The organism is Arthrobacter sp. Sr24 (assembly GCF_054511175.1).
On the sequence record NZ_JBTNDB010000011.1, the window covers coordinates 75,682 to 100,400 of the forward strand.

Genomic DNA, 24,719 nt, shown 5'->3' on the forward strand with positions numbered 1-24,719 from the left:
TGCTGCGTGCGAAGCTGGTTTCATGAATGGAATCGGCTGGCTAGTAGCAGTTTTAATGTTGGTTATTGGAGCCGTAGTGGGCGCCGCGGCAGTTGCGTGGGTGCTGCTGGCGAGGCTGCGCGCGGCTAATGAGGAAGCCGACGCCGCCCATGACCGCGCCTCGTCGTTGAGCGTAAATTTTGCGGCAGCTGATGCTGAGCGCAGGTTGCTCGCCTCGCAGAACCATGCCCTGTCCGCGCAGCAGAGTTCAGACTCTCATGTGCTGCAGGCTTTGGGTCCGGTGTCCGAGAAGCTCAATGCCGTCCAACGACAGGTGTCTTTGCTGGAGCGCGACCGCGTTGAACAGTACGGCCAGCTCGCGGAGCAACTTCGCGATGCCCGGGATGCGGACGCCAAGTTGCTGGCCACCACGTCTTCATTGGAGGCTGCGCTGCGCTCCAACAGTGCCCGAGGCAAGTGGGGCGAGGTTCAGCTGCGCCGCGTAGTGGAGTCCGCCGGCATGCTGGCCCATGTCGATTTCTCGGAGCAGGTCCACACCTCCACGGACGACGGAGTACACCGCCCTGACATGGTGGTGCGTCTGCCCGGAGGTAAGGAGTTGGTGCTCGATGCCAAGGTTCCGCTGACTGCATTCCTCAATGCGCACGACGCCGGCGCAACAGATAGCGCCGCGTCTGCCCAACACTTGACTCGCCATGCGAAAGCCGTGAAGGCTCATATTGATGCGCTGGCGAACAAGCAGTACTGGACTTCTGCGTTGAACTCCCCCGAGCTGGTCATTTGTTTTGTCCCCGTGGAGTCCATTCTCTCTGCAGCTCTGAACGCGGATCCGGAGCTCCTTGACTACGCCATGAGCAAGAACGTTGTCTTGGCTTCTCCCATCTCCCTCATGGCCATTTTGAAGGCTGTGGCCTTCAGTTGGCGTCAAGACGTACTCACGGAGAGCGCCAAAGAGCTCTTTGAGCTTTCAGCCCAGCTCTACACGCGTCTGGGCACTATGGGTGAGGCCGTTTCTGCGGTGGGTGTCTCCCTGAAAACCAGCGTTGACCGGTACAACAAGCTGGTGGGCACCCTAGAAGCCCGAGTGCTACCCACAGCTCGAAAGCTCAATGCGCTGGACCCCAAAACCCTAGAATCCCCAGCTCAGGTGGAGAGTACTCCCCGCATGCTCACGGCGCCGGAGTTCCACACCACAGACAGCCACGCCGAACTTCACGCCGCTGATATCGGGAGAGCCAGCTGAGTTCATTAGCTACAGTTCCCGGATCTGAATCGGTGAGGCCAAGTTCGCCAATCTGAATCCCCGAACCAAAACGGAGTGGCTCGAACCACCTGGTTCGGGCCACTCCGTTTTGACTTACTGGGAATCTCAGCGAAGGATTAGAGCAGGTTGGAGCTCCGCACACCCTTGTAGTCGGGATCTCCCGCTGCCTTCATAGTGGCGCGCAGTTCCTTGGGCAAGGAGAAGAGGATGTCTTCCTTGGCCGTGACCACTTCTTCTACGGATCCATAGCCGTACTCCGCCAGCAGTCTCAGGACATCCTGGACGAGAATTTCCGGCACTGATGCGCCACTGGTGACACCGACTGTGGCCGCACCAACGAACCAGGCCTCATCAATTTCATTGGCAAAGTCAACGCGGTGTGAAGCTTTGGCGCCATACTCGAGCGCAACCTCCATGAGACGAACGGAGTTCGATGAGTTGGCTGAACCGACCACAATCACCAAGTCTGCCTGCGGCGCTATCTCCTTGATGGCCCCTTGACGGTTGGTGGTGGCATAGCAAATATCATCACTGGGCGGATCCTGCAGTTTGGGGAACCGTTCGCGCAAAATATCCACAATCTCCATAGCCTCATCGACCGAGAGAGTGGTTTGAGAAAGCCAGATCAGGTTGTCCGGGTCTGCAACTTCGAGTGTGCGCGCCTCTTCTGGGTTGTTCACAATGGTGGTGCTTTCGGGCGCCTCGCCGTACGTGCCTTCCACTTCCTCATGACCCTCGTGGCCGATCAGCAGGATGTGCTTGTCTTCCCCAGAAAAGCGCACGGCTTCCTTGTGAACTTTTGTCACCAACGGGCAGGTAGCGTCAATGGTCCGCAGACCCCTATCTGCTGCCGATTGAACCACGGCCGGTGAGACGCCATGGGCAGAAAAGACCACTAGTTCACCCTCTGGAACCTCCTCATTTTCCTCGACGAAGATGACGCCCTTGGCTTCTAACGAGGTGACAACGTGGACGTTGTGCACAATTTGTTTGCGCACGTAGACCGGAGCGCCGTGGTGTTCGAGTGCTTTTTCGACAGCGATCACAGCGCGGTCAACGCCAGCGCAGTAACCTCGCGGGGCTGCCAGCAGGACGCGCTTTTCTCCGGTGACCGGGGCGGCTGCAGCCACCTCTTCGGGCGACCTGCGACGACGCGGAACGACGGGCATGGATAAGGAAACGGCAGTGGTGCTCATAGCCACCATCCTACGTGGTACGCCGCCGCTTAACCATGAGAGCTACACCACCGACGGCCGCCATTACCCCAGCGATGACGAACGTACCGGTGATTCCGCCTTGCCAGCTGGCCCGGGCCAGCGCCCCTAACTGGATCCCGAATTGTTGCGCAATCTCCGGTCCCACAGTCATCCCAGCCAAAGCGCTCTCCACGAATCCCGAGCCGAACAGCCACAACAGTGCTACGGCGGCAAGACCGGCACCACCGAGGATGAGCGTTAGTGCCCGGCGGCGGGCCACAATCACTCCCAGCGCTAGAAGGTCGACGGCGATGAACACCATCCAGCCTGACCAGCCTCCCAGCTTGGTCCCCAAGGGCAGCGCTTGAGCGACCTTGGGCTGGTCCACACTGATGACCACGTCTTCGGGCGTCGACAGCGGCACACCCAAGTTGGCAGATACATTGGCCGCCACCAGTTCCACCAGTGGCGCAATGTCCAGTTTCAGATCGCCCTGAACGTCTTGATTCCCGGCGGCATTAAAGGTCAGCGCGTGACTTCTTTGCAGTGTCTGAGTCCATGCAGCCTCATAGCCAGGATCGGTGTGCAGAGACCGGGCTGCCGATGTGATGAGGGCACCTGCAAGTTCATTGAGCTGAGTGGGCAGGTTCAAGGACCCGGTGACCTGATCAGCAACCAGTGCGGACAGACCCTCTTGGAACTCACTATTGCTACCTAGCGGTCCTGCGAGCTTAGTAAATCCGGGGCCGTCAATAACATTGCGTTGCAGCCAGAGCGACGGCCCGGCAATTGCAGCGAGCAGCAGGGCCGCAATAACGAGAAGTGCCGAAAGTGCAGTACGCATGAAATATCCCTCAACCACAAAAGTGCTGCCAATAATCCCCCATGGTAGTTCATGCCTGTGGATAGCCGCGCTCGCGTGTCAGTGCCTAAAGATAGAGTTGCTATCAAGTAACAAAACCCAAAGAACAAAAGCACCAGACCAGGCTGGCATCCAGGAGCAAAGGACGGCGAAACTTTCATGACGGAACCACCGGTGAGGAAGGTCCTAGCATCCACGGCTGCGGACACAACTCCAGATAACCCGTGGCCTTTGCAGTTGTTGAGTCAGAAACTCAAGACCCACATTGAAAAAGCTCCCCCGGCTTGGGTTGAGGCTCAGGTGATCGAGCTGAACAAGCGCGCCAATGTCAGCTACCTGACCCTGCGCGACATTGATGCGGAAGTGTCCCTGAGCGTTACAGTGTGGGGGTCTGTTTTGAGCCGGCTGGAGGCCCCGCTTGAACGTGGGTCCCGTGTGGTGGCCCAACTCAAGCCTGATTTTTGGCTTAAGACAGGCCGGCTCTCCATGCAGGGTCAGGATATTCGTCCTGTTGGTCTGGGAGACCTGCTCGCCCGAATCGAAAAGCTGCGCCAGGCCTTGGCTGCCGAAGGCCTCTTCGACCCACGGCGCAAGAAAGCTCTGCCCCTACTCCCGCACCGAATCGGCCTCATCACCGGGCGTAATTCTGACGCCATGAAAGATGTTCTGCGTAATGCCGCGTTGCGCTGGCCCGCCGTGGAGTTTGAGGTTCGCGAGGTCGCGGTTCAGGGTGTCAACGCTGTCACCGGTGTCATCGGGGCTTTGGAAGAACTTGATGCTGACCCCCGCGTAGATGTCATTGTCATCGCCCGAGGCGGTGGATCATTAGAGGATCTGCTGCCTTTTAGTCATGAGTCGCTGGTACGCGCAGTAGCTGCGGCAATGACTCCTGTGGTCAGCGCCATTGGTCACGAGGCCGACCGTCCCCTTCTGGACGAAGTTGCCGATCTCCGCGCTTCAACCCCCACCGATGCTGCCAAGCGGATTGTTCCCGACGTTGGTGAGGAACTGCGCCGTGTGGACCAAGCCCGCACGCAGCTCAATCGCCGCATCAGGGAGATGTTGGACCGTGAAGGCGAACGGCTGGCCTATCTGCGCACCCGCCCAGTTTTGGCCAACCCACAATCCATGCTCACAATCAGGCACGACGACGTCGCCGCCTTGAGCAGTCGTGCTCTGACCGCGGTACGCACCCAGGTGGGGCGACACTCGGATCAGCTAATGCATCTGCGTGCTCAAGTACGCGCCCTGTCACCGCAAAAAACGTTGGACCGCGGCTACGCAGTGGTCCAACTGGAGGACCGTAGCATTGTCCGGTCCCCCGAGCAGATCACCGCTGGCGCAGCATTGAAAATTCGTGTCGCCGGCGGAGATTTCACGGCCACCAGCACCGCCGCAAGCTCTGCCGCAGCCACAAAAACAGAAACAGCCACAAAGGAATCCGTATGAGCCCCGCAGCAGCCACCGTCCCCAATTCAGACATCACTGCCCTTAGCTACGAGCAGGCCCGCGAACAGCTCATGGGTGTCGTCAACCAGCTCGAAGCTGGCAGTTCCAGCCTGGAAGATTCCTTGGCCTTGTGGGAGCGCGGTGAAGCTCTGGCCAAGCGCTGTGAAGAATGGCTCGAAGGCGCCAAAGCCCGGCTGGACGCGGCCCGTACCGAGGCCGAATAAGACACTTTTCAGGTGCTGCGCCGCGCTTTAGCCCTTTTCTAACCTGGCGCGTTCTTTAGCCAGATCGAAATCTCCGGCTGGCCACTGCAAATCCAGTCCGCCCAATGCTTTGATGAGGATCTCTTGGACGGCCATGCGGGCATACCATTTCTTGTCGGCCGGGACCACGTACCAGGGCGCTGTTTCAGTGCTCGTCTTCTCGAACATCTTTTGGTAGGCATCCATATAAGACTTCCAATGGGCACGCTCATCAAGATCTGTGGGGCTGTACTTCCAATACTTCGTGGGATCGTGCAGCCTCGCGGTGAGCCGCTCCAGCTGTTCCTCGGGGCTCAGATTCAGCATGATCTTCACGATCGTGGTCCCTGACGCCGCCATCTCTGCTTCAAAATTGTTGATGGCCTGGTAGCGCCGCTCCAGTTCGGTCTCATCAGCCCACCCGTGGACCCGGTGAATTAGCACGTCTTCATAGTGCGACCGATCAAAGACCCCCAGCATGCCCGGACCAGGAACAGCGGGCCGCACGCGCCACAGGAAATCGTGGGCTTTTTCATCATCCGTGGGCGCTTTGAATGTGGTGAGTTTTACACCTTGCGGATCCACGGCACCCACTACCCGGCCCACAATGCCGCCCTTACCTGCTGTGTCCATGGCTTGCAGAATCAGCAGCGCCGATTTTTTTCCACCAAAACGGCTTTCAGCAAATAGCTGTTCTTGCAGTTGGGCCAAAACTTCCGCGCGTTCTGCCAAGGTGGCGACGCCGTCGGCCTTGTCCCCGACAAACCCGGGTGCGACATTGGTGGGCTGTTCCCCCAAGGAAAAACCCTGCCCTACGCGCAGAATCTTGGAAGGGTGATCGGTAAAACCAAGCGGCAGGGACACAATAGGCCTTTCCTAGGGTTTGTACGTGCTGAGGAACTCGGCAATTCGTCCAATGGCTTCTTCAAGATCCACAACATTGGGCAAAGTGACAAGACGGAAATGGTCAGGTTGGAGCCAGTTGAACGCCCGGCCGTGGGAGACCAAGATCTTTTGTGACTCCAGCAGCCCCAGGGCGAACTTCTCATCATTCTTGATGGGGTACATCTCTGCGTCAAGCTTCGGGAACAGATACAAGGCGCCCTTGGCCTGATTGACAGAGACACCGGGGATCTCGTTGAGCATGCGGTAGGCCAGGTCTCGCTGCTCCAGCAGCCGCCCGCCGGGCAGGATCAAATCATTGATGCTCTGATGCCCACCTAAGGCTGTTTGGATGGCATGCTGTCCCGGAACATTGGCGCATAACCGCATATTGGCCAACAAGTTAATGCCTTCGAGGTAGTCCGCGGCAGCAGCCTTAGGGCCCGAAATGGCCAGCCAGCCGGACCGGAATCCACAAATCCGGTAAGCCTTGGACAATCCGCTAAAGGTCATGCACAACACGTCATCGCCAGTAAGGCTGGCCGTGTTGATGTGCACGGCGTCTTCATAGAGGATCTTCTCGTAAATCTCGTCCGAGAAAACCACTAAATTGTGCTTGCGTGCCAGATCGATCATGCCGGTCAGGATGTGATCCGGATACACAGCCCCCGTGGGGTTGTTGGGGTTGATGATGACAAGGCCCTTAGTCTTGGGCGTAATCTTTGCCTCTAGGTCATCCAGATCCGGCCACCACTCGTTGTCCTCATCGCACAGATAGTGGATGGGCCTGCCGCCGGCAAGGCTCACCGAGGCCGTCCACAGCGGGTAATCCGGTGCCGGGATCAGCACTTCGTCGCCGTTATTCAGCAGTGCCATCAAAGACAAGGTGATGAGTTCACTGACGCCATTGCCCAAGTACACATCATCGACATGAATGTTGTGGATCCCGCGCGTTTGGTAATACTGCACCACTGCTGTGCGGGCAGAGAAAATTCCACGGGAGTCAGAGTAGCCCTGGGCGTGTGGGAGATGGCGGATCATGTCCACCAAAATCGCGTCGGGCGCTTCGAAGCCAAACGGTGCTGGATTGCCAATGTTCAACTTCAGGATCCGGTGACCTTCAGATTCCATCTGCTGCGCTTTCTGCAGCAAAGGTCCCCGAATGTCATAGAGAACGTTATGAAGCTTGGTGGACTGGGTGAATTCTGCCATTTATCAAATATGGCACACCCCGCCCCTGAATTTGAGCTGGAACCGGCGCAGTGTCCGGGCCAATGCCAATCAAGTGGCTTGCTGGCCGCTTCAGGAGCTGGCTTTGACTAATCCGACCTGGATCAACCATGCCGTGGCCACTTCAGAGAAGTCGCCGAAATACCGGTCTTGGGCCAGCCGGTTCAGGTTAGCCAGTTCCTCGGTGGAGAGAGCACCGCTAACCTTATTGAGGATGTCCTGGACCTCCGCCGGGACGGTTTTCTTATCGACCAACGGAACCACATTTTGTTCTAGGAAGAGGCCCTTGGTATCTGCCAATGACACGAGCGCGTTGTCTGCTATGGCTGGCGCAGAGCTGTGGATGTCGGCGACCTGAATGTCATCGCGCAGTAGAGCCCACAACAGATCATCACTGCTGCCATCGAACAGCGGTTCCAAAGTCACATACTTCTTAGGTACGCAGTTGTAGTCGCTGCCCAATCCGGCCAGTCCTCTGCCCTTTTCGTTGAACCCAGCAGGTCCTCCCAGCAGCAGCTTGTCGCAGATTTTTGCCAGATCCTCGATGGACTTGAGCTGGTATTTTTCAGCTGTGGCTGCCGTTACCACCAAGTTATCCACATCGAGGGCCTTGGCAGCATCCAGCACACTGACGTCATCGGGAACGGCGTCTTTCAGCGCACTAATGACCTCGGCTGGCGCCTCAGCGGTACTACTTGGGGTTAAGGCAGTCAGCAGTTCACGGGAATAGCCAGGTGCAATATCGCCGCTTCCGGCCGCTAATCCTGACAATTGGTCCTGAGCTGTTACCGGGGTTGCTTCCACCACGGTCTTGATCCCGGCCGCTTTGAGCGCCGCCGCATATGCGTGGGCCACCAGGATACCTTCGGCAGGGCTCACGCCAGAGGGAGACAGCGGAGCGGAAATAGTCAGCGCCGGAACCTCCACAGTCAGAGAACTGCTGGGGATCGTCACGATAGGTTCGGGAGTGCAGGCAACAAGGGTGCCTAAAACGACGCATGCGCTGAGTGCAGCGGCCAACCTCTTGCGCACTTGAAACTCCCTGATTCCCTGATTCTGACTGCCGCGATGACAGCTTCTGTTGAGTACGGGTTACCCCAAATCCTCAACATACGTTACCTCGACACCACCTAAATTCGGCTGCTCGTGAAGTACTCCGTAGCTTCCGCCGTGTTCCAACTCAAGCACCGTGATCTTGTTTACGCCAGCTTTGAACAGCGGGGCAGGAATGTAGAGCGTCAGTTGCGGCCCCACCTCCCAGAAACGGCCCAACAAAAAGCCATTGACCCACACCACACCCTTGCCGAAACCGGGCAGGGCAAGGTAACTATCTGCCGGTTCGTCAACGTGCAGTTCGCCATGGAAATAACCGGGGCCCGCGTGACCAGTCTCCGTCTCCGTCTCCGTCTCCGATGCCATCACACCACCTGAAATAGCGGAGCTTTCTGGATTTTCGGCACGGTCCGGTGCCACACCAAGCACAAGCAGTTCCGATAGTGGGTTATCCACATTGACTGCTCGCTGCTCCCAGTGGAAGACGTAGCGCTGGTTGATCAGGACGCCGTCGAGGATTCCCTTACCTTGACCAAAGAGCGGCCCGTAATTGATCCGTCCCTGATTTTCTACCAAGATTTCCAGCGTGACCAGGCCACCAGCTGTGGTGATCTTCAACCCATCAGCACCAGTGGCGTCCGTCAGCACCCCGGCGTACCGCCCGTCTACCCATAGGTAGGCCCGGTCGTGCAGCGCACGGACTCTAATGGTGGCTTCGCCTACGGGCAGTACGGCATGGGCGCTGTAGTGGACCAATCCGCGGTCGAGTCCTAGTTGTTCAAAGGACAGCGGCTTAACACTGCGCACAGGCTCGACGGCGCGAACAAAATCTAGCAGTTCCGTCCCCCGGAAGAGGTCAAACGCGGCTGCTGTAAGCACCGGAGCGGGACGCTCCAAATGAGCTGGAACAGGTGTCAATTCACGTCCAGATGCTCTGAAGAATTCTTCACGCATGGCATGATATTTTTCCGTCAAGCGACCGTCTTCGGCGATGGGGGCATCCGAGTCATAGCTAGTGACTGTGGGCTGGATGGCTCCGTCGTGATTAGCGCCGGAACCCAGTCCAAAGTTGGTTCCGCCGTGAGCCATATACAGGCAGATTGAGCCGCCAGTATCAAGGACCTTCTTGGCTTCTGCGGCGGCATCCTTGCCGGGGCGAGTGTGGTGGTCTTCTCCCCAATGATCAAACCAGCCGTTCCAGAATTCGACGGTAAAGAAGGGTTCGCCGGGGCGCCGACGCTCCCAGACAGCATCGGCTTCGTCGCCGCGCGAGCCCAGCGTTGCCGTTGCCCAAGTATCCGGCAGGGAGCCGCCGTCAAGGAAGTAGTCGGTGCCGCCGTCGGCCGTGAAAAGGATCTCGGTAATGCCACGGTCAATAAGAGCCTGCCGGTTCCAGCGCAGATATTTCTGGTCATCGCCGTAGCTGCCGTATTCATTTTCAATCTGGACGGCCACTACGGGTCCGCCGTTGCATGCCTGCAGAGGCGCAATGACGGGCAGCAAACGATCAAACCAACGTCCCACCACGTCGGTGAACAACGGGTCAGAGGATCGCAGCACCATCTCAGGATCGGAAATGGCCCAGGCGGGGAAGCCTCCGTTGTCCCATTCGGCGCAAATGTAGGGCCCCGGACGCACAATGACATCCAGTCCCGCATCGCCGGCCAGAGTGATGAACTGGGCCAGGTCCTTCCAGCCGGTGAAATCAGGCGCCACATCCGCCGAAGGCTGGTGGAAGTTCCAAGCCACGTAGGTATCCAGAGTGTTAACGCCCAAGGCTACTAGACGCTCGATTCGGTCCTGCCACTGTTCAGGGTGGATCCGAAAATAGTGCATGGCACCGGCAATGATGCGATGCGGCGATCCGTTCCTGAAAAGCTGACGATCCGCGTAGCTAAGCGTTGACGTTGGCGTTGGCGTTGGCGTCAGCACAGCCGACCCCTCCGGCGGGGGTAGGGCACGGTCATCGGCGGTGCCTGAAGAGGTCACAAACGTAGACAACTCAACTCCTGGAATTAGGGCCAACGCGGAAACAGTGCCTTGTTATGGATAACAACCTCGCCTGCGTATTCTTCGCAACCGTAACATGAACCGCCAATTTCAAGCCAATTCGAGGTATGTTACAAGCTAACAACTAGAATTGTCTCCAAAATCATTCCGCACGCTTCGCGCAGGCTGCAAGAACCCTCCACCTCAAGGAACACCATGAGCACGCAGCAATATGAACGTGGCCCGGCGATGCGGGACGTCGCAGCTGCAGCAGGAGTGTCTGCACAGACGGTATCCCGTGTTCTCAACGAACATCCCAACGTTCAGGACAGCACCCGACGGCGAGTGTTGGCGGTCATTGACGAGCTCGGTTACCGCCGGAATAACACGGCCCGGGCACTGGTAACTGGCCGATCTAAGACCATCGGCGTGTTGACTCTGTCCACCAACAACTACTCACGCTCATCCTTGGCGCTGGGTATTGAACTGGGCGCCCGCGAGGCTGGCTACACCGTGAATTCGGTGACCTCCAGCCTCAGCCCTCAGAGCGTCATCGACGCCGTCAGCCGGTTGGTCTACCAAGGCGTAGATGGCATCATCATCGCCGCACCACTGCAAGAAGCTGTTGGTCAGGTAGAAAAAATCACGGCCCGCATCCCCACCGTCAACACCGACGGCTCATCCGGTATGGGCGATCGCATGGTGGGCGTGGACCAGGACGTTGCAGCTGTGGTGGCCACCAAACACCTCTTGGATCTGGGGCACAAGACCGTTTGGCATCTCTCCGGCCCTGTTGATTGGTCTGATGCTTCCAGCCGACTGAACAGCTGGCGGCGCACCCTGCAGGAGGCCGGCCGCGAGGTTCCTCCGGAACTGCACGGTGACTGGAGCCCGGAATCTGGTTACCGCAACGGGCTTATCTTAGGGCGGATGCCCGAGGTCACAGCCATCTTCGTGGCCAGCGATGAAATGGCTTTTGGCGTAATTCGGGCCCTCACGGAACTGGGCCGACGTATTCCTGAAGACGTTTCCGTGGTCGGCATCGATGACATCGATTTGGCAGCTTATTCCACGCCACCGTTGACGACTGTGCGGCAGTCATTCGAAGATACCGGACGCCGTGCGGTGCACCGCCTCGTCGCCCAAATCACCGATCCTAGGGCAGCAAATACTCCGGACATCGTGGAGCCTGCGCTGATTGTGCGCGCAAGCACCGCTCCTCCGCCGGCGGAATAGTTTCTCTAGCTTGGCCGCCGTCTGCTAAACAAGCGCCTGCGCTACCAGAAGTGGGATGCCAAAAATGGGGTCCTGGCGCAGAATGAGTACCTCATCCAATCCGTGCTGGGCAAGATGCGCGCGGAAGGCCTCCTGCAGCGCCGGAACGTTGCTGCCCAGGCCGCTGCCCAGCACCACCGGACCGGTAATCTTCAACTGGTTGGCAACCTTTGCGGCCATCTGGGCCAAATCTGCACCCGCCTTGTCCACGAGCAGCAACGCATGCTCATGGCCTCTGGCGGCGGCCGCGAAGATGATCGGCGAAGCTGCAGCCCAGTAGCGCCGGGATGTGCCCTGGTGGAAATGCGCAATCAGGGACTGTGGTTCGGCCAGTCCGCAGTAGTCAAGAAGGGCAGCTGTGAGGTCATCGACAGGTTTCCCGGCATCCATCCGCCGCAGGCTGTACCGCACGGTTTCGCGTGCCAGCCAGTAACCGCTGCCCTCATCGCCCAACAAATAGCCCCAACCCCCGGCGCGGGCGTTTTTACCCGAATCGTTGATGCCCCAAGCCGCTGACCCCGTTCCGGCAATGACGGCCACCCCTGATGTCGCCCCGGCAGCAGCCAGCAGCAAGCGGGTGTCATGGACCACCTCAACCTGAGCGCCCGGGACAAAAGGCGCGATGAGGCTCCGCAGTGCGGAGGCGTCGTCGTCCGTGTCGACGCCTCCCGCCCCGACCAAAACATGTGTTGCCCCGTCCACCTCCAGCTGCGCGAACAGCGCGGCCATATTTTCCCGGGCCATTTCGGGGCTGACGTTTTGGACATTGGTGCTGCCAACGCTGGAATCGCTGGTCACCGCACCGTCACTCCAAACGATTCCGCGCGTCTTCGAACCGCCAATGTCAAGGCCCACCAAGCGCGAGGCAGCCGGGCGAGAAGTCAAGGTGTTTTTGTTCACACCCCTAGACTAATGCCATGTTCAACACACCCTTAATTGCCGCACCAATGGCTGGCGGAACCACGACGGCGGCCCTCGCGTTGGCAGCCCAGGGCGCCGGCGCCTTTGCGTTCGCAGCCGGCGGCTATAAGACTGCGGAGCAGCTCGCCGCACACATTGCACCCTTGCGTGCAACGGGCGTCGACTTTGGCGTTAACTTGTTTGTACCGCGGACAGCACCGCTGGGAGCTGCCGATGCGGCTAGCTTGGCCGCATACCGGACAGAACTGCTGACTACGGCTGCCCGCTACGGCGCCGAGGTGCCACTCGCCGCGCCGGAGCCCAATGATCCACGGGTGCAAGATTACTGGGACGAAAAAATTGCTCTGCTGCTGGCGTATCCGGTCCCAGTCATCAGCTTTACCTTCGGACTGGCGCCGGCCGAGGTTGTGTCCCGGTTGCATGAAGTGGGGACGCGGGTAGTCGCCTCCGTGACCTCGGTTGCTGAAGCAGTGGCAGCTGTATCCACCGGAGTCGACGCATTGATGGTTCAGCATGCCAACGCCGGAGGCCACACGGCAGCATTTTTAGCTGTGGGCAGCCGGGCGGCGGGGGGCTCGCCGGCGGTGGCGCCCCCGTCCGAAGCTCACGTCACACTGCCACAATTGTTGACCGAGGTGCGCTCTGCCGTGTCCTTGCCGTTGGTCGGTGCTGGCGGCGTGAGTGGGCCCTCCGAAGCTAAAGCTGCCCTGGCCGCTGGAGCCACGGCAGTAGCTATCGGAACCGCACTGATCCGCACCGAAGAGAGCGGAGCCCGCCCCCTGCATAAGGACGCCTTGGCCGACCCCAGCTACACCCGCACGGCCATGACCCGAGCCTTCACCGGCAAACCGGCTCGGGCCTTGGTTAACGATTTTGTCAGGGACCACACGGACACGGCCCCGGACGCCTATCCCGAGGTGCATTTCCTAACCGTGCCGCTACGGGCAGCCGCGGCTGCAGCACAGGATCCGGGCGCCGTGAATCTTTGGGCGGGAACCGGTTGGAAGACAGCTCAGGCTGCACCGGCGGCCACCGTGGTTCGAGAAATCCTGCGAGAGCTCTAGCCGACGCAATCCGACGCGCTCCAACACGCTCCAACACGGTCCAACGACGACGCAATTGTTCGGGAATTTGCTAGTATGGCGAACTAACGGACGTTTCAAACAAAAATATCCCCGCAAAGCACGCATACCTTGGAGGATCCCATGGCATCACCAGTGAAGAACGCTCGGCGCGAACAGACTCAGGCCGGCCAGCACGCCGAGCCGCTGGACGCCGTCGACCGTCAGATCATCGACACACTGGTGGCTGATGCGCGAATCACCAACCGCGACCTTGCCGACGCCGTGGGGATCGCCCCTTCCACCGCCCTGATGCGCACCCGGGCTCTCATGGAACGTGGCGCCATCGAGGGTTTCGAAGCCAAACTGAACCTGGCCTCGATTGGCCGCGCCGTCCAAGCCCTGATTGCCGTGCGGTTGCGCGCTCACGACCGGGAAGAAATTGACACGTTCACAGCCCGTGTTCCACTGCTGCCTGAGGTCCTTTCTACCTTCCACACCTCCGGATCCGTGGACTACCTGCTGCACATTGCCGTCCGCGACACTGATGCCCTGCGGGACTGGGTGCTGGACAACTTGACCACCGATCCTGTGGTTGGGCATACCGAAACCACCCTGGTCTTCCAACACATTCCGGGGCATACTGGCCCGCTGGACTAGCCGCGTCACGCAAATGCCACGCACCTGACCCATAATGGGCAGGTGACCATCATTGACAACGCCGTGTACGTCAACGGTAAGCGCTTCGCCGATCCCATTAGCCTCGAGCAGACCTACGAGGTCATGGATGCCTGTGACGGCATGGCCTGGATTGGCATGTTCCGTCCCGATCTAGCCGAGATGGAATCTCTGGCCGCCGAGTTCTCACTCCATGAGCTGGCTGTAGAAGACACGGTTAAGGCCCACCAGCGCCCCAAACTGGAGAGGTACGACGACGTTCTCTTCACCGTGCTCCGGCCCGCCAGATACATTGATGCCACGGAGTCGGTGGAGTTCGGGGAGTTGCACATTTTCACTGGCAAGGACTTTGTGGTCACCATCCGCCACGCGGAATCCCCAGGGCTAGCTTCCACGCGTACCCGGCTCGAGGCCGATCCCGAACTCTTGGCCATGGGCCCGGAGGCTGTGCTGTACGCGATCCTGGACCAGGTGGTTGACGACTACAAGCCCGTGGTCAACGGACTAGAAAATGACATCGACGAGATTGAGGACCAGCTCTTTTCCGGCGACCCTCATGTCTCCCGCCGTATTTACCAACTCTCCCGTGAGGTCATCCAGTTCCAGCGGGCCATCCACCCGTTACAGGGCATGCTGGAAAAGCTCAAGGCCGGCTTCGATAAGTACCACGTCAATGTTGAGCTGCAACACTACCTGCGCGATGTTGAGGACCACATTGACATTGTCACGGCGCGGGCCGACTCCTTCCGCCAACTGCTGCAAAACGCACTAACGGTTGACGGGACCTTGACCACCACCCGGCAAAATGAGGCCACCGCCGCCGAGAATGAGCAGATGAAGAAGATCTCATCCTGGGCCGCCATCTTGTTCGCACCCTCATTTGTGGGTTCAATCTACGGCATGAACTTTGACAACATGCCCGAACTGCACTGGGCGTTTGGCTACCCTTTTGCCCTGATTCTGATGTTCCTAGTGGGCTTCGTCATGTACCTGATCTTCAAAAAGAAGACTTGGCTGTAAGCAGGCTACTCAGGAATGAACCCCAAGCAGCCTGCCGGCAGTTCAGGGGAAGTTCAGGGGAGGTTCAGCGGCTGCCCTACCACTTACGTCCTGGCCAGTGCCGCAATGTCCTCCAGGAAATCGGCAGCGACAGCATCGCTGACGGTGGCCTTCGTCTCGGCAATAGTGTCCAGGTAGTCGGCCGTCACAGGGCCCCGAACCTGGGCGTTCCTCTCGGACGGCCCTTCAGCCGTGGCCGAAGCTGCCCCGGCGGAGGAGCCAACCAACCCACCGAGGGAGGCACCGCCGTCAAACATGGCTTTCTCCAGAGCACGCTGGGAGGCACTGCGAGCGGCAAACTCAATGTCGGCCGGAGAGAAGCCGCTGCTGGCCGCTACGAGCGCCGCAACGTCAATGGTGTCCACAACGTGGGCCGGGATAAAACGGTTCCACATGGCGGCGCGGGCCTGCTCATCCGGCAGCCCGATCGGAATCACGTAATCGAAACGCCCGTGGCGCAAAAACGCCGAATCGAGCGACCGGATGAAGTTCGTGGCACACACCAGCAGGCGGCCCGGCTGGTCGCGGAAGGCCGGAATAATCTTCAGAAGCTCGTTTGTGACACCCTGCATGGGCGACGGCGGCTCCCCCGAACGCTGCGAGGCAATCTCCTCAACCTCGTCAATAAATACCACTACGTGTTCCAACTCGGCGATGTCCAAGAAGGTCTGGCGCAGGGCCCCAGCCAAACCGCCCGGCTCGCCTGCCAATCGCGATGGGAAGACCTCCACAAAGGGCCACTCCAGCCGGGACGCAATCGCCTTAGCAAAAGTAGTTTTCCCTGTCCCTGGAGGACCAAAAAGCACCACCGCACGGGGCGGCACCACCCCGAACTCCTCCGCCAATTCGGACTCCGCTAGAGGTAGCACGAGTCGCCGCTCCAGCAGTTCCTTTTCGCCCGTCATACCTGCCACACGATCCCAGAGATCCCTCGGCAAGACCCGCCCGCCGAGCTCCTCCAAGACGCCGAGTTCGGCGCGTTGGACGGGGATGTGGCGTTCAAAGTAGCGCAAGTTCTTTTTAACCACAAAGCCCCGGTTGGTGAACGCCTCTACCCGCGTTTCCGTCTCCGGCATCAGGGCGGAGAGCTTGTTCAAACCGTGCGCGGCCATACGGTTTTCGACGGCGGCCAACAGTAGCGTGCCGATGCCCCGGCCCCTGAAGGGCGGCAGTGTGGCCAAGAAAACTATCCAGCCTTGGTCGTGAGCGGCACGGCCCACAGCGGCACCCACAATGCTCTCGCCCTGAACAGCAACCACCGCATGGTCCTTTTCGCAGGACGCCAGCACTTCGGACAGATCGTAAACAGGCTGCACACCGTTGTCGCGCAACGCCTGCCACAGCTGAAGGATGCCCTCAACATCTTGTGGGTGGAAATCCCGAATGGTCCATGGGCTCATAAATCTGCCGCTCCTTTGCGTTGATCAGTCCCGCCATCTTGACACTGTGAGCCATGTCATAGCAAAACGAGAAACAAATCCCTCCACTGTGCGCGCTGTACAAAGCGAACACCTTCTCTGACATATAGAAAGCTGGGCTCATGAGCATTGATGTTGCTACCGAGAACGACCTCCATAAGGAACTTATTCTGGACGGCGAAACCGCCGCGGCACTGTTCTTAGAAGCACGCACAGCCAACAGCTGGTCAGATGAAGAAATCAGCGATGAAACGCTGCAGGCAATTTACGCTCTGACCAAAATGGGTCCGACCGCCATGAACATCCAACCGCTGCGCATCACCTGGGTTCGCTCGGAAGAAGCTCGCTCTCGCTTAGTGGAGCACATGGGCGATGGCAACAAGGCCAAGACACTCACCGCACCCATGGTGGCCGTGCTGAGCTACACCAATGATTGGCACGATCTGCTGCCCACCACCGCTCCGCACATGGCCAAGATGATCCCCATGTTTGAAGGCAACGCTGACATGCGTAAAACCATGGCCGTCAATAATGCCCACCTCCAGGCTGGCTACTTTATCCTCGCCGCCCGCTCAGCGGGACTGGCGGCTGGCCCCATGACAGGCTTCGACGCAGCAGGTCTGGATGCCGAGTTCAATGCAGACACTGTCTACAACTCCTTCATGGTGGTCAACCTGGGCAAGCCCAACGGTGTAATTGATCGGGAACGCCTACAGCGCCTCGAATTCGAGCTGGCTACCGTGACGTTGTAAGAATATATTCCAGCCGTAGCCGGCTGCTGTGGGACTAAGTCTCATCCAGCGCGTCGTCCTTGGTTTTTCACCAAGGCCGACGCGCTTTTTGCTGCCCGGAACTGCCTGGAGCCACGGAGGGGTGACCCTAAGATGTTTTCGAGACTGATTTTCACCCACGCCTCGTCCAATGGCATCCAATCGCTAAGCCTTCACCGCGAAAAGATTTGAAACTGCCGAAGGAATCAAACTCTGTTCACGTCTATAACTCTTCTCTTCTATGGTGACGCCACCGGCCAAGCTCCCGACCAATGTCTCTGCAGAAATAAACAGTGCGAACGTCACCGGTGAAGATTCCCACTGAGATGCAACTGAATCCAATTAAAGAACTGACCATGACAGGTGCATGCAGCGCTCAGTTCCTGTTGGGCGGATTGCTATTGCTGCTGGCCGGAGCATTCACAGTGTTCAACCACTGCAATAAAGTAGTGCCCTCGGCAGCGCGCTGCCGTTAGTTTCGGCTGAGTCGCCGGCAATGCGGGCCTTGGTCCACTCGATCAAATCCTCGAGCAGCGCTGAACCATCGGTAACGACACCAGAGGGGCCCTGGCCCGCATATTTCTTGTACGCGAGCTCCTGCCCGGAGGCGCAGAGAGCGGCAATATAGGCATCTTTGACCTCTGGAACCACTAAAGTGTCGAACTCGACCGGGGCTACGAATAGTCAGAACGGTTCTGGCAGAACCGGCGTGTCAGCCGGTACCTGGCCCATCCAGCAGTGTCTGCTCGTTCCGGACCGTTGTCCAACTCTACGGATGAGGCTCACTGTTTATGGTTAGACAACGCTGCTCAAGCGGAGCAGCCGGGGCTAGACTGACGCCATGAATGCACATGCTCCTGCCCCTGTTACTGTCACCGTCACCGGCGCCGCTGGCCAGATCGGTTATGCGTTGCTTTTCCGGATTGCATCGGGGGCCATGTTGGGCCCGGATGTGCCGGTCAAGCTCAATCTGCTAGAAATCCCGCAGGCCGCAAAAGCCGCTGAAGGAACAGTCTTAGAACTGATGGACTGCGCATTCCCACTGGTGGCGGGTTTGGAGGTTTTCGACGATCCGATCAAGGCGTTTGAGGGCGCCAACATCGCCATGCTGGTGGGTTCACGTCCGCGCGGGCCAGGTATGGAGCGCGCCGATCTCCTCAACGCCAATGGCAGTATCTTCTCGGTTCAAGGCCAGGCACTGAATGCCGGCGCTGCGCCCAACATCAAGACCCTGGTGGTGGGCAACCCCGCCAACACCAACGCCCTCATTGCGGCGTCCCACGCACCCGACATCCCGGCGTCGCGCTTCACGGCACTGACCCGACTGGATCACGACAGGGCTGTAGCGCAGTTGGCCGCCAAGACCGGATTCGCTGTTTCGAACATCAAGAACGTGGCCATCTGGGGTAACCATTCGGCCACCCAGTACCCAGACATAAGCCATGCCACGGCAGGCGGAGCGCCCGCGACCTCATTGGTGGAGGAGTCCTGGATTGCCGAGGAGTTCATCCCCCGAGTGGCCAAACGCGGGGCCGAGATCATCTCCGTGCGCGGCGGATCATCGGCAGCATCGGCCGCCAATGCGGCCATCGAACACATGCGTTTGTGGATCCACGGCACCCCCGCAGACGATTGGACCAGCATGGCGGTCCCCTCCGACGGTTCCTACGGCGTGCCCGAGGACCTGGTCAGCTCATTCCCTGTCACCACAGCAAACGGCAACTACAGCATTGTGCAGGGCTTGGAGATCAGCTCATTCTCGCGCGCCCGCATTGACGCCTCCGTGGCGGAGCTCCAATCAGAAAGGGACGCCGTAGCCGCACTGGGTTTGCTCTGAGCAACTATTTTGGCACTTACTACTTCCGGCCTTTGGCAAAGTAGGCAAGCGGCCCGAAGAAGTTAATGAACGACGCCGCCACCCACCCCGCTTTTGATCCATTGACCTGCGCCGGGCTTCTCGTGGCGATGTCCCGCAGTGCGGCTGCCTGAAGCGTCAGCTGGAGAATTCCGGCGGCAACCATCATGCCACGCTTTCCTTTGCTCAAGTCTTTCCATTGCTTCTTCATGACCCGTCCCTTGATCTTTTGTAGTTTTCTATAGCCTCGCGCACGTGCCGTGCTCAAAGAATCGCATGTTCAAAAACCCAAGGCAATGCGGTGGTGATAAGTCTGTGCCTCGCCCCGGGAACTGCGTCCATACCGTCCGCGGCTGGGTAGGCTTCGTCACCGGCCCAGAGCACTCCGTCTGCACGGTTTCCCGTTTCGGATACCAGAAGGTGACTGTTGTATTTTGTGGCGGCGCCAGCTCTCGCGTCCGCCAGCACATCAGCCACGGATGCGACGCCGTCGAGGTTGTGCAAAGTGACCCAAGTGGGAGCAACGAGCGTCATCTCTCCCCGGGCATGCCGTTCAAGTGCTTGGGCGGGGGTGAGCCAGGCGTAACGGTCGTGTTCATCCGGGTTGAGCACAATTTGACCAGGCGCTGCCGGCGCCACCATGAACCAGGTACGGAACCGGCGCGGGATGGCCTGCATGGGGATCCACTGCGAGACCCAGATCAGCTCCTCTGGATCAAGTTGCTGCCCGGTCTCTTCTGCTAATTCACGCAGCCCGGCAGCGCGGGCCGCAGCAAGCTCATCCACTACGCTTCCGAAACCGTCAACGCGGTCTTCGGGATCGACCTTCCCACCAGGGAAAACCCACGCACCACCAAAGGTGCGGCTACTAGCGGGTCGCTCCAGCAACAGCGTCTCCAACCCTGAAGCACCGTCACGCAAAAGGACCACGGTGCAAGCATCTTCCAACGGTGCAAGCTGTGCAACTGTCTCCATTCAGACAGCCTATCCATTGCCGTGGTCAATGCATGCGCGTGGCCTGCAAATCATTGGTGCAGTTCATCATGACTTGCCTGGACAGCCACGGTCGCAGGGGGCCGACTATCTGGCTCATCTGCCGATTGGGGCTCCCTCCGATCCGGTCAGTAGCCCGGGTTGCTGCCCTTTTCATGTGCCTGCAAGGTAGCGGTGGCCTGATCAAGGAAGTCATCGACTTGGTCTTGGTCATAGCCGTTGCGAAACTTAGTGACGGAGAATCGTTGGTGCACCACCTCTCCCGCGAGGATCGTGCCAGCGCGGCCGGCTTCCCACTGAAGAAGGGATTTCTGCAAGCTATCCAGAAAAGCGTCTACTTCTGACATCTCGTAGCCGGCACGGAACTTGGTCATCGAAAACTTGACCTTATTTATGTCCGAACTATGCATGATCCTCCTCTGCAATTCCTCTTAGTAATTCTTCTCAGCGAATATGAGTCTATTCGTCCGTCATTGTGCCGCCAACAAGGCTGCCTTGGCCAGCGGCCCTCCCGTGATGGCCCCCAAATCCCCGTCTTCGACAAAGACGGCCACGGCAATATCGCCCTGAGCGGCAATGACCCATGAATGGGTGCGTGGCGGGGTTTCTGAGCCAAATTCGGCCGTTCCCGTCTTTCCAATCGCTTCGGCACCGGGCAGATCAGCCAGGGTAGACAAATAGCCATCAGTCACTACAGCCCGCATCATGGTGCGCAGGTCACCGGCTTCTTTGACCGTCAGGGCAGCACCGTCGGCAGCTTTGGCTTTGCCGTCATGGCCATCCACGAGAACGGGCACCACCATGGAACCCTTAACCATGGAGGACATCATGGTGGCCATGGCCAGCGGCGAGGTCAGCACTTTGCCTTGTCCGATCAACGACGCTGCATGCTCGGTTCCCTTGGAATCACGCGGCACAGCGCCCATGTAGGCATCCAAGCCCAGGTCATTGACCATGCCGATCCCCAAAGCTCCAGCGGCGTCAGCCAACTGCTCCTGCGAGAGTTTTTCAAACTGGGAGACAAAAGCGGTATTGCAGGAATGTGCGACGGCGGTGGTCAAGGACACCTCACCCGTCACCTCGGGCGCATAGCCGGGTGCGTTGAGGAACTTCTTGCCGTCAGCAGTGAACTCAGGCGTACAGCTCACTGTTGATTCCGGTCCCATCCCCATACGCAGCAATCCCAGCGAGGTAGCCATCTTGAAGGTGGAACCCGGGGCGTACTGTCCCAGGAACGCTGTGTTGTAGCCGTTGCTGTCAGGACCATTGGCCGAGGCCAGAATTGCGCCGGTGGAAGGGCGCATAATCACAATTGAACTGGGTGTTTTTACACTCTCAAGTGCCGCTTCTGCCGCACTTTGAATGCTAGGAACCAACGTGGTTTTCACGTCCTTGCCCTTGATGGGGTCAACGATCAAGAGGGGGCGCGGTGGTGAGGCGGGGGCGGCCGGTGTGGCCCCGGCGTCGTCCGTAGCAGTTGCAGTGGGAGCCGGATCAACCGCAGCCGGTACTGCGCTGATGGTTACCCCGGGGGTACCGGATAGTTGGGCATCAAAAGCATCTTGCAGGCCGCCGGTTCCAACCATCTGACCGGAGACAATCTTGCCCTCCGACTTTTCGATGTCCTCCGCTGTGGCTTCATGCACCGTGCCGAGAATCGCTGAAGCAAAGGTACGAGATGGCGCCAACGGCATGGTGTCCGGCACAACGAGAATTCCGGCGATTGTTTTGAGTTTGTCCTGGTTCAACGCCTTGAAGGCATCCTCGCGCAGAGTGATGGCGTCGACGAAAGCCACGGGCCCGTAAGCCTTGACCTTTGCGGCGTAGGCCTCGGCGTCAATGTCCAGAGCTGCCGCCAACGCCTTAGCGGATGCATCGGCTTCCGGCTCACTCAAACCGTCCTTGTTGATACCGACAATGTGAACAGGCCTTTCCTTCATGATGGCCTCACCATCGGCGGAAAGAATTCCTGCCCGTTCACTCTCCGTGGTGCTGATCTGGAATCGCTCCCCCGCTTGGAGATCCGGTTGAACCATTTCCGGAGACCAGGTGATATCCCAGCCACGTCCGTCGCGCTTCATATCGGCACCGGTTGAGTACGTCCAGGTTTTTTCAACCTTCGGCAGTTTCCATGTGTATTTCAGCGACACGCGAGCAGTGTCTTCATTGATCTCAACACCGCTGACAGCCACTGTTGGCCACACCGGATCAATGTCCTTGGCAAGATCTGTGAGTTCTTTTTGTACGTCGGTGGAGGGCTTATCGAAACTCAAATCGCCCACAGTGTGGGAGGTCAGCGCCGTGGCCAAAGCATCTGCCGTGGACGTGCCGTCATCGGGTGGAGAACAGGCACTTCCTCCAACAGCAAGCCCAAGGACTAGCAAGATACCGGTGATGTGACGAAACATGGGCTCCCTGACGTAGTTTGAGATTTAGCCTACCGCTCTGACACGGTGGGGTTGGCGGCGACTGACCCGGATTTGAATGAATACTGAGGATCTGACTTGCTCCCGGCGTAGACGTTGATCTCTCTGGACAAACAGGGCTTGTCCAGCCGGATAGTCTTTTGCCGATCGACTAGCTGGATGGCTAGTCGCTTGGTTTTTTGGTGGTTTTGCTGATGAGTTTCTTGAGCCATTTCGGGTATTCGGGCCGGTCTGGTTCGGTATTTAGCGGTGGCCGGTATTTACCACTGGGCGTGATCCAGCCGATCCGCCCATCCTTGGTGAGCTTCGGCGTCCAGCCCCGCAACCGGATCCCGGCCCGTTCTGGTTCATCAATACTCCGCCGACGACCACGACGATTCTTATCATCCTTGAAGTGCTTCATTAAATGATGACGTTTACACGCTGGACGTAAATTAGCCATTACCGAAGGCCCACCAAATTCAAAAGCCCGTAAATGATCTAATTCCGTATCCATTACTGGATTAGGACAATTCGGTACATAACAACACCCAGCCAAAGCCTGCAACACCGCCCGTTCCGCAGCCCGCAACGTGTACCGTTGCGGCTCCAACGGCAACGCCTCCCCCGTGATCGGATCAGTCAACACCCGCAAGAACGAAGAACCATTACTCAACAACTTCCGCGCTATCTCCTCCGGCACCGGACCACCCTGAGGACCCACCAATTCCGCCGGCTCATCCGTAATCCCCAACAACCCCAAGAACGGGACCTTCACCAACACCAACGCCTCCGGCATCGGCGGATCCACCAACACACCATTACCCGCCAACTCAGCAAGCTGCTGCAAATACTCAGCATTCGGATCCTCCACAATCCCATCCACCACACCATCAACCAACCCAGAACCATCCCCCACCACACCAAGCACATCAGCAGCATCAGGCGGGGCAAGCGGTACTGCAGGATCGGGCGGATCGCTATGGTCAGGAGGATCAGCTTGGTCAGGAAGGTCAGGAAGGTCTGTCAGGTCGGCGCCCTCAGAAGGATCATCCAGATCGCTATGATCCCCCGGATCGGGAGGGTCTGCAGGGTCACTAGCGAAATAGAGCTCCGCAGCCGAAAGACCTGAATCAACACCAGAATCAGCACTAGCAGTAGAGCTAGAACCAGCACCCGAGCTAGAGCCGGCGTTAGAACCAGCACCCGAGCTAGAGCCGGCGTTAGAGCCGGCGTTAGAGCTAGAGCTAGAGCTATCGGGTCTGGTTGGGTTACCGAGTCCTCCAGAACCGCCACAATCAACGCTAGAACGAGAACCAGCACCGGAATCAGCACCAGAACGAGACCCGGAACCATTGCTAAAGCCAGTTTCAGGGCTGGTGCCAGTGCCGGTTGTGGGTTCTGTTGACGTGGTGGCTGGTTCTGTTCCTGGGGCGGGAGTGCCGGTGGCGGTGGCGGTGTTGAGGGTGGCTTCGGCGTCGTCGAGTAATCCGGTGGCCGTGGCCGGGAGTTTCTGCCCTAGAAGCAGAATCGCAGCAATATCAACCCGTAACTGCGCCAGAGTCCTACGCTCACGCACATCTTGGCCCGTACCAGCAGCATCCGCCTCACGCTGCGCCCGCACACCATCAGCCTTGATCGCCCGCGCCAACCTAGTACATCGGGTATAAATCCCTGAAGCACTCACCGCCGGCATATGTAACCCCAACCACGCCATCCCGTCAGCACCCACATCACAACTGAGCTTCCGCTTCGCGAAAGCCTCCTTGACCCGCACCGGAATACTCTCCGGAAACATCTTCTCCCTGGCCCGACGAGCCTTCCCCACAAACGAACACGCCGTAGTCCCCGGAGCCAGAAACAACAACCGCTCCTCTAACACCGATTCATCCACCACCGACGAACTACCCATAGACCCCAACGTCGCGATCTCCTCATTGATCGCCACCGCATGACGCCACGACAACTCCCCCGCCGCCAACCCCTCTAATACTGCCGGACGCTCGCGCACCAACACCACACTGTGCTCCATCAACGACGCCGCAGTAGGCTCCGGAATCCCTAACGCGAACGACACCTCAGTAGCCAACCCAGCCTCAGAAACCTGACTCTGAAAA

23 protein-coding genes are annotated in these 24,719 nt (G+C 58.8%); 9 read left to right on the top strand and 14 right to left on the bottom strand.

The window, feature by feature from the left end; all coding sequences use genetic code 11:
- The first annotated feature begins 22 nt into the window (after nucleotides 1–22).
- Nucleotides 23–1,243, top strand: a complete 1,221-nt coding sequence (locus ACX80D_RS09495) for a DNA recombination protein RmuC (protein WP_459322410.1) — start codon at nucleotides 23–25, stop codon at nucleotides 1,241–1,243.
- A gap of 137 nt (nucleotides 1,244–1,380) precedes the next feature.
- Here the strand turns inward: ACX80D_RS09495 and ACX80D_RS09500 are convergent, their stop codons facing one another.
- The gene (locus tag ACX80D_RS09500) at nucleotides 1,381–2,460 is read right to left on the bottom strand and encodes a 4-hydroxy-3-methylbut-2-enyl diphosphate reductase (protein WP_459322411.1); all 1,080 of its coding nucleotides are present in this window, start codon (nucleotides 2,458–2,460) and stop codon (nucleotides 1,381–1,383) included.
- Between the two features lie 10 nt (nucleotides 2,461–2,470).
- Nucleotides 2,471–3,304: a hypothetical protein gene (locus ACX80D_RS09505; RefSeq protein ID WP_459322412.1), complete on the bottom strand. Its 834-nt coding sequence runs from the start codon at nucleotides 3,302–3,304 to the stop codon at nucleotides 2,471–2,473.
- A 177-nt stretch (nucleotides 3,305–3,481) separates the two neighbouring features.
- Here ACX80D_RS09505 and xseA point away from each other — a divergent pair, with 177 nt between their 5' ends.
- Complete coding sequence (xseA, locus tag ACX80D_RS09510; protein WP_459322413.1) at nucleotides 3,482–4,771, top strand: exodeoxyribonuclease VII large subunit; 1,290 nt, start codon at nucleotides 3,482–3,484, stop codon at nucleotides 4,769–4,771.
- On the top strand, nucleotides 4,768–4,995 hold the full coding sequence (locus tag ACX80D_RS09515) for an exodeoxyribonuclease VII small subunit (protein WP_459322414.1): 228 nt from the start codon (nucleotides 4,768–4,770) through the stop codon (nucleotides 4,993–4,995). Before xseA ends, ACX80D_RS09515 begins: the two co-directional genes overlap by 4 nt.
- Before the next feature lie 27 nt (nucleotides 4,996–5,022).
- Here the strand turns inward: ACX80D_RS09515 and ACX80D_RS09520 are convergent, their stop codons facing one another.
- The 4 genes from ACX80D_RS09520 to ACX80D_RS09535 form a co-directional block, all read right to left on the bottom strand.
- Nucleotides 5,023–5,877, bottom strand: a complete 855-nt coding sequence (locus ACX80D_RS09520) for a polyphosphate kinase 2 family protein (RefSeq protein ID WP_459322415.1) — start codon at nucleotides 5,875–5,877, stop codon at nucleotides 5,023–5,025.
- 12 nt (nucleotides 5,878–5,889) lie between these two features.
- Nucleotides 5,890–7,107: a pyridoxal phosphate-dependent aminotransferase gene (locus tag ACX80D_RS09525; RefSeq protein WP_459322416.1), complete on the bottom strand. Its 1,218-nt coding sequence runs from the start codon at nucleotides 7,105–7,107 to the stop codon at nucleotides 5,890–5,892.
- Between the two features lie 90 nt (nucleotides 7,108–7,197).
- On the bottom strand, nucleotides 7,198–8,157 hold the full coding sequence (locus tag ACX80D_RS09530) for a glycine betaine ABC transporter substrate-binding protein (RefSeq protein WP_459322417.1): 960 nt from the start codon (nucleotides 8,155–8,157) through the stop codon (nucleotides 7,198–7,200).
- A gap of 60 nt (nucleotides 8,158–8,217) precedes the next feature.
- Nucleotides 8,218–10,179 carry a glycoside hydrolase family 35 protein gene (locus ACX80D_RS09535; RefSeq protein WP_459322418.1) on the bottom strand — a complete coding sequence of 654 codons (1,962 nt, stop codon included), beginning with the start codon at nucleotides 10,177–10,179 and terminating at the stop codon, nucleotides 8,218–8,220.
- A gap of 204 nt (nucleotides 10,180–10,383) precedes the next feature.
- Here ACX80D_RS09535 and ACX80D_RS09540 point away from each other — a divergent pair, with 204 nt between their 5' ends.
- Entirely contained in the window at nucleotides 10,384–11,403 is a 1,020-nt protein-coding gene (locus ACX80D_RS09540) for a LacI family DNA-binding transcriptional regulator (RefSeq protein ID WP_459322419.1), read from the top strand.
- Between the two features lie 24 nt (nucleotides 11,404–11,427).
- Here the strand turns inward: ACX80D_RS09540 and ACX80D_RS09545 are convergent, their stop codons facing one another.
- Nucleotides 11,428–12,342 carry an N-acetylglucosamine kinase gene (locus ACX80D_RS09545; RefSeq protein WP_459322420.1) on the bottom strand — a complete coding sequence of 305 codons (915 nt, stop codon included), beginning with the start codon at nucleotides 12,340–12,342 and terminating at the stop codon, nucleotides 11,428–11,430.
- A 17-nt stretch (nucleotides 12,343–12,359) separates the two neighbouring features.
- Here ACX80D_RS09545 and ACX80D_RS09550 point away from each other — a divergent pair, with 17 nt between their 5' ends.
- From ACX80D_RS09550 to corA, 3 genes are all read left to right on the top strand, one after another.
- A complete protein-coding gene (locus tag ACX80D_RS09550) occupies nucleotides 12,360–13,427 on the top strand; it encodes an NAD(P)H-dependent flavin oxidoreductase (protein WP_459322421.1) in 1,068 nt (355 codons plus the stop codon).
- A 141-nt stretch (nucleotides 13,428–13,568) separates the two neighbouring features.
- The gene (locus ACX80D_RS09555; RefSeq protein ID WP_459322422.1) at nucleotides 13,569–14,084 is read left to right on the top strand and encodes an Lrp/AsnC family transcriptional regulator; all 516 of its coding nucleotides are present in this window, start codon (nucleotides 13,569–13,571) and stop codon (nucleotides 14,082–14,084) included.
- A 42-nt stretch (nucleotides 14,085–14,126) separates the two neighbouring features.
- A complete protein-coding gene (gene corA, locus ACX80D_RS09560; RefSeq protein WP_459322423.1) occupies nucleotides 14,127–15,122 on the top strand; it encodes a magnesium/cobalt transporter CorA in 996 nt (331 codons plus the stop codon).
- An 83-nt stretch (nucleotides 15,123–15,205) separates the two neighbouring features.
- On the opposite strand, the gene ACX80D_RS09565 is transcribed toward corA, so the two are convergent.
- On the bottom strand, nucleotides 15,206–16,561 hold the full coding sequence (locus ACX80D_RS09565; protein ID WP_459322424.1) for an ATP-binding protein: 1,356 nt from the start codon (nucleotides 16,559–16,561) through the stop codon (nucleotides 15,206–15,208).
- A 140-nt stretch (nucleotides 16,562–16,701) separates the two neighbouring features.
- Between ACX80D_RS09565 and ACX80D_RS09570 the strand changes: the two genes are divergently transcribed.
- The gene (locus ACX80D_RS09570; RefSeq protein ID WP_459322425.1) at nucleotides 16,702–17,331 is read left to right on the top strand and encodes a malonic semialdehyde reductase; all 630 of its coding nucleotides are present in this window, start codon (nucleotides 16,702–16,704) and stop codon (nucleotides 17,329–17,331) included.
- A 447-nt stretch (nucleotides 17,332–17,778) separates the two neighbouring features.
- Here the strand turns inward: ACX80D_RS09570 and ACX80D_RS09575 are convergent, their stop codons facing one another.
- On the bottom strand, nucleotides 17,779–18,000 hold the full coding sequence (locus ACX80D_RS09575; RefSeq protein WP_459322426.1) for a hypothetical protein: 222 nt from the start codon (nucleotides 17,998–18,000) through the stop codon (nucleotides 17,779–17,781).
- A gap of 190 nt (nucleotides 18,001–18,190) precedes the next feature.
- Here ACX80D_RS09575 and ACX80D_RS09580 point away from each other — a divergent pair, with 190 nt between their 5' ends.
- Nucleotides 18,191–19,186, top strand: coding sequence for a malate dehydrogenase (locus tag ACX80D_RS09580; RefSeq protein WP_459322427.1), 996 nt, complete (start codon nucleotides 18,191–18,193; stop codon nucleotides 19,184–19,186).
- Nucleotides 19,187–19,205: 19 nt separating this feature from the next.
- Here ACX80D_RS09580 and ACX80D_RS09585 read toward each other — a convergent pair whose 3' ends face one another.
- The 5 genes from ACX80D_RS09585 to ACX80D_RS09605 form a co-directional block, all read right to left on the bottom strand.
- Complete coding sequence (locus ACX80D_RS09585) at nucleotides 19,206–19,415, bottom strand: PLDc N-terminal domain-containing protein (RefSeq protein ID WP_459322428.1); 210 nt, start codon at nucleotides 19,413–19,415, stop codon at nucleotides 19,206–19,208.
- 53 nt (nucleotides 19,416–19,468) lie between these two features.
- On the bottom strand, nucleotides 19,469–20,179 hold the full coding sequence (locus ACX80D_RS09590) for an NUDIX hydrolase (RefSeq protein ID WP_459322429.1): 711 nt from the start codon (nucleotides 20,177–20,179) through the stop codon (nucleotides 19,469–19,471).
- A gap of 146 nt (nucleotides 20,180–20,325) precedes the next feature.
- Entirely contained in the window at nucleotides 20,326–20,607 is a 282-nt protein-coding gene (locus ACX80D_RS09595) for a DivIVA domain-containing protein (RefSeq protein WP_459322430.1), read from the bottom strand.
- A 60-nt stretch (nucleotides 20,608–20,667) separates the two neighbouring features.
- On the bottom strand, nucleotides 20,668–22,605 hold the full coding sequence (locus ACX80D_RS09600) for a penicillin-binding transpeptidase domain-containing protein (RefSeq protein ID WP_459322431.1): 1,938 nt from the start codon (nucleotides 22,603–22,605) through the stop codon (nucleotides 20,668–20,670).
- Nucleotides 22,606–22,786: 181 nt separating this feature from the next.
- Nucleotides 22,787–24,719 (bottom strand): HNH endonuclease signature motif containing protein (locus ACX80D_RS09605; RefSeq protein WP_459322432.1); only part of this gene is annotated, 1,933 nt, incomplete at its 5' end.

Bases quoted from the DNA above. Each gene is read 5' to 3' on its own strand.
- ACX80D_RS09550 (WP_459322421.1), top strand. From the start codon at position 12,360: ATGTTCAACACACCCTTAATTGCCGCACCAATGGCTGGCGGAACCACG.
- ACX80D_RS09580 (WP_459322427.1), top strand. From the start codon at position 18,191: ATGAATGCACATGCTCCTGCCCCTGTTACTGTCACCGTCACCGGCGCC.
- ACX80D_RS09590 (WP_459322429.1), bottom strand. From the start codon at position 20,179: ATGGAGACAGTTGCACAGCTTGCACCGTTGGAAGATGCTTGCACCGTG.
- ACX80D_RS09505 (WP_459322412.1), bottom strand. From the start codon at position 3,304: ATGCGTACTGCACTTTCGGCACTTCTCGTTATTGCGGCCCTGCTGCTC.
- ACX80D_RS09540 (WP_459322419.1), top strand. From the start codon at position 10,384: ATGAGCACGCAGCAATATGAACGTGGCCCGGCGATGCGGGACGTCGCA.
- ACX80D_RS09495 (WP_459322410.1), top strand. From the start codon at position 23: ATGAATGGAATCGGCTGGCTAGTAGCAGTTTTAATGTTGGTTATTGGA.
- ACX80D_RS09555 (WP_459322422.1), top strand. From the start codon at position 13,569: ATGGCATCACCAGTGAAGAACGCTCGGCGCGAACAGACTCAGGCCGGC.
- ACX80D_RS09570 (WP_459322425.1), top strand. From the start codon at position 16,702: ATGAGCATTGATGTTGCTACCGAGAACGACCTCCATAAGGAACTTATT.
- ACX80D_RS09565 (WP_459322424.1), bottom strand. From the start codon at position 16,561: ATGAGCCCATGGACCATTCGGGATTTCCACCCACAAGATGTTGAGGGC.
- ACX80D_RS09600 (WP_459322431.1), bottom strand. From the start codon at position 22,605: ATGTTTCGTCACATCACCGGTATCTTGCTAGTCCTTGGGCTTGCTGTT.
- ACX80D_RS09595 (WP_459322430.1), bottom strand. From the start codon at position 20,607: ATGCATAGTTCGGACATAAATAAGGTCAAGTTTTCGATGACCAAGTTC.
- xseA (WP_459322413.1), top strand. From the start codon at position 3,482: ATGACGGAACCACCGGTGAGGAAGGTCCTAGCATCCACGGCTGCGGAC.
- ACX80D_RS09500 (WP_459322411.1), bottom strand. From the start codon at position 2,460: ATGAGCACCACTGCCGTTTCCTTATCCATGCCCGTCGTTCCGCGTCGT.
- ACX80D_RS09515 (WP_459322414.1), top strand. From the start codon at position 4,768: ATGAGCCCCGCAGCAGCCACCGTCCCCAATTCAGACATCACTGCCCTT.
- ACX80D_RS09585 (WP_459322428.1), bottom strand. From the start codon at position 19,415: ATGAAGAAGCAATGGAAAGACTTGAGCAAAGGAAAGCGTGGCATGATG.
- ACX80D_RS09525 (WP_459322416.1), bottom strand. From the start codon at position 7,107: ATGGCAGAATTCACCCAGTCCACCAAGCTTCATAACGTTCTCTATGAC.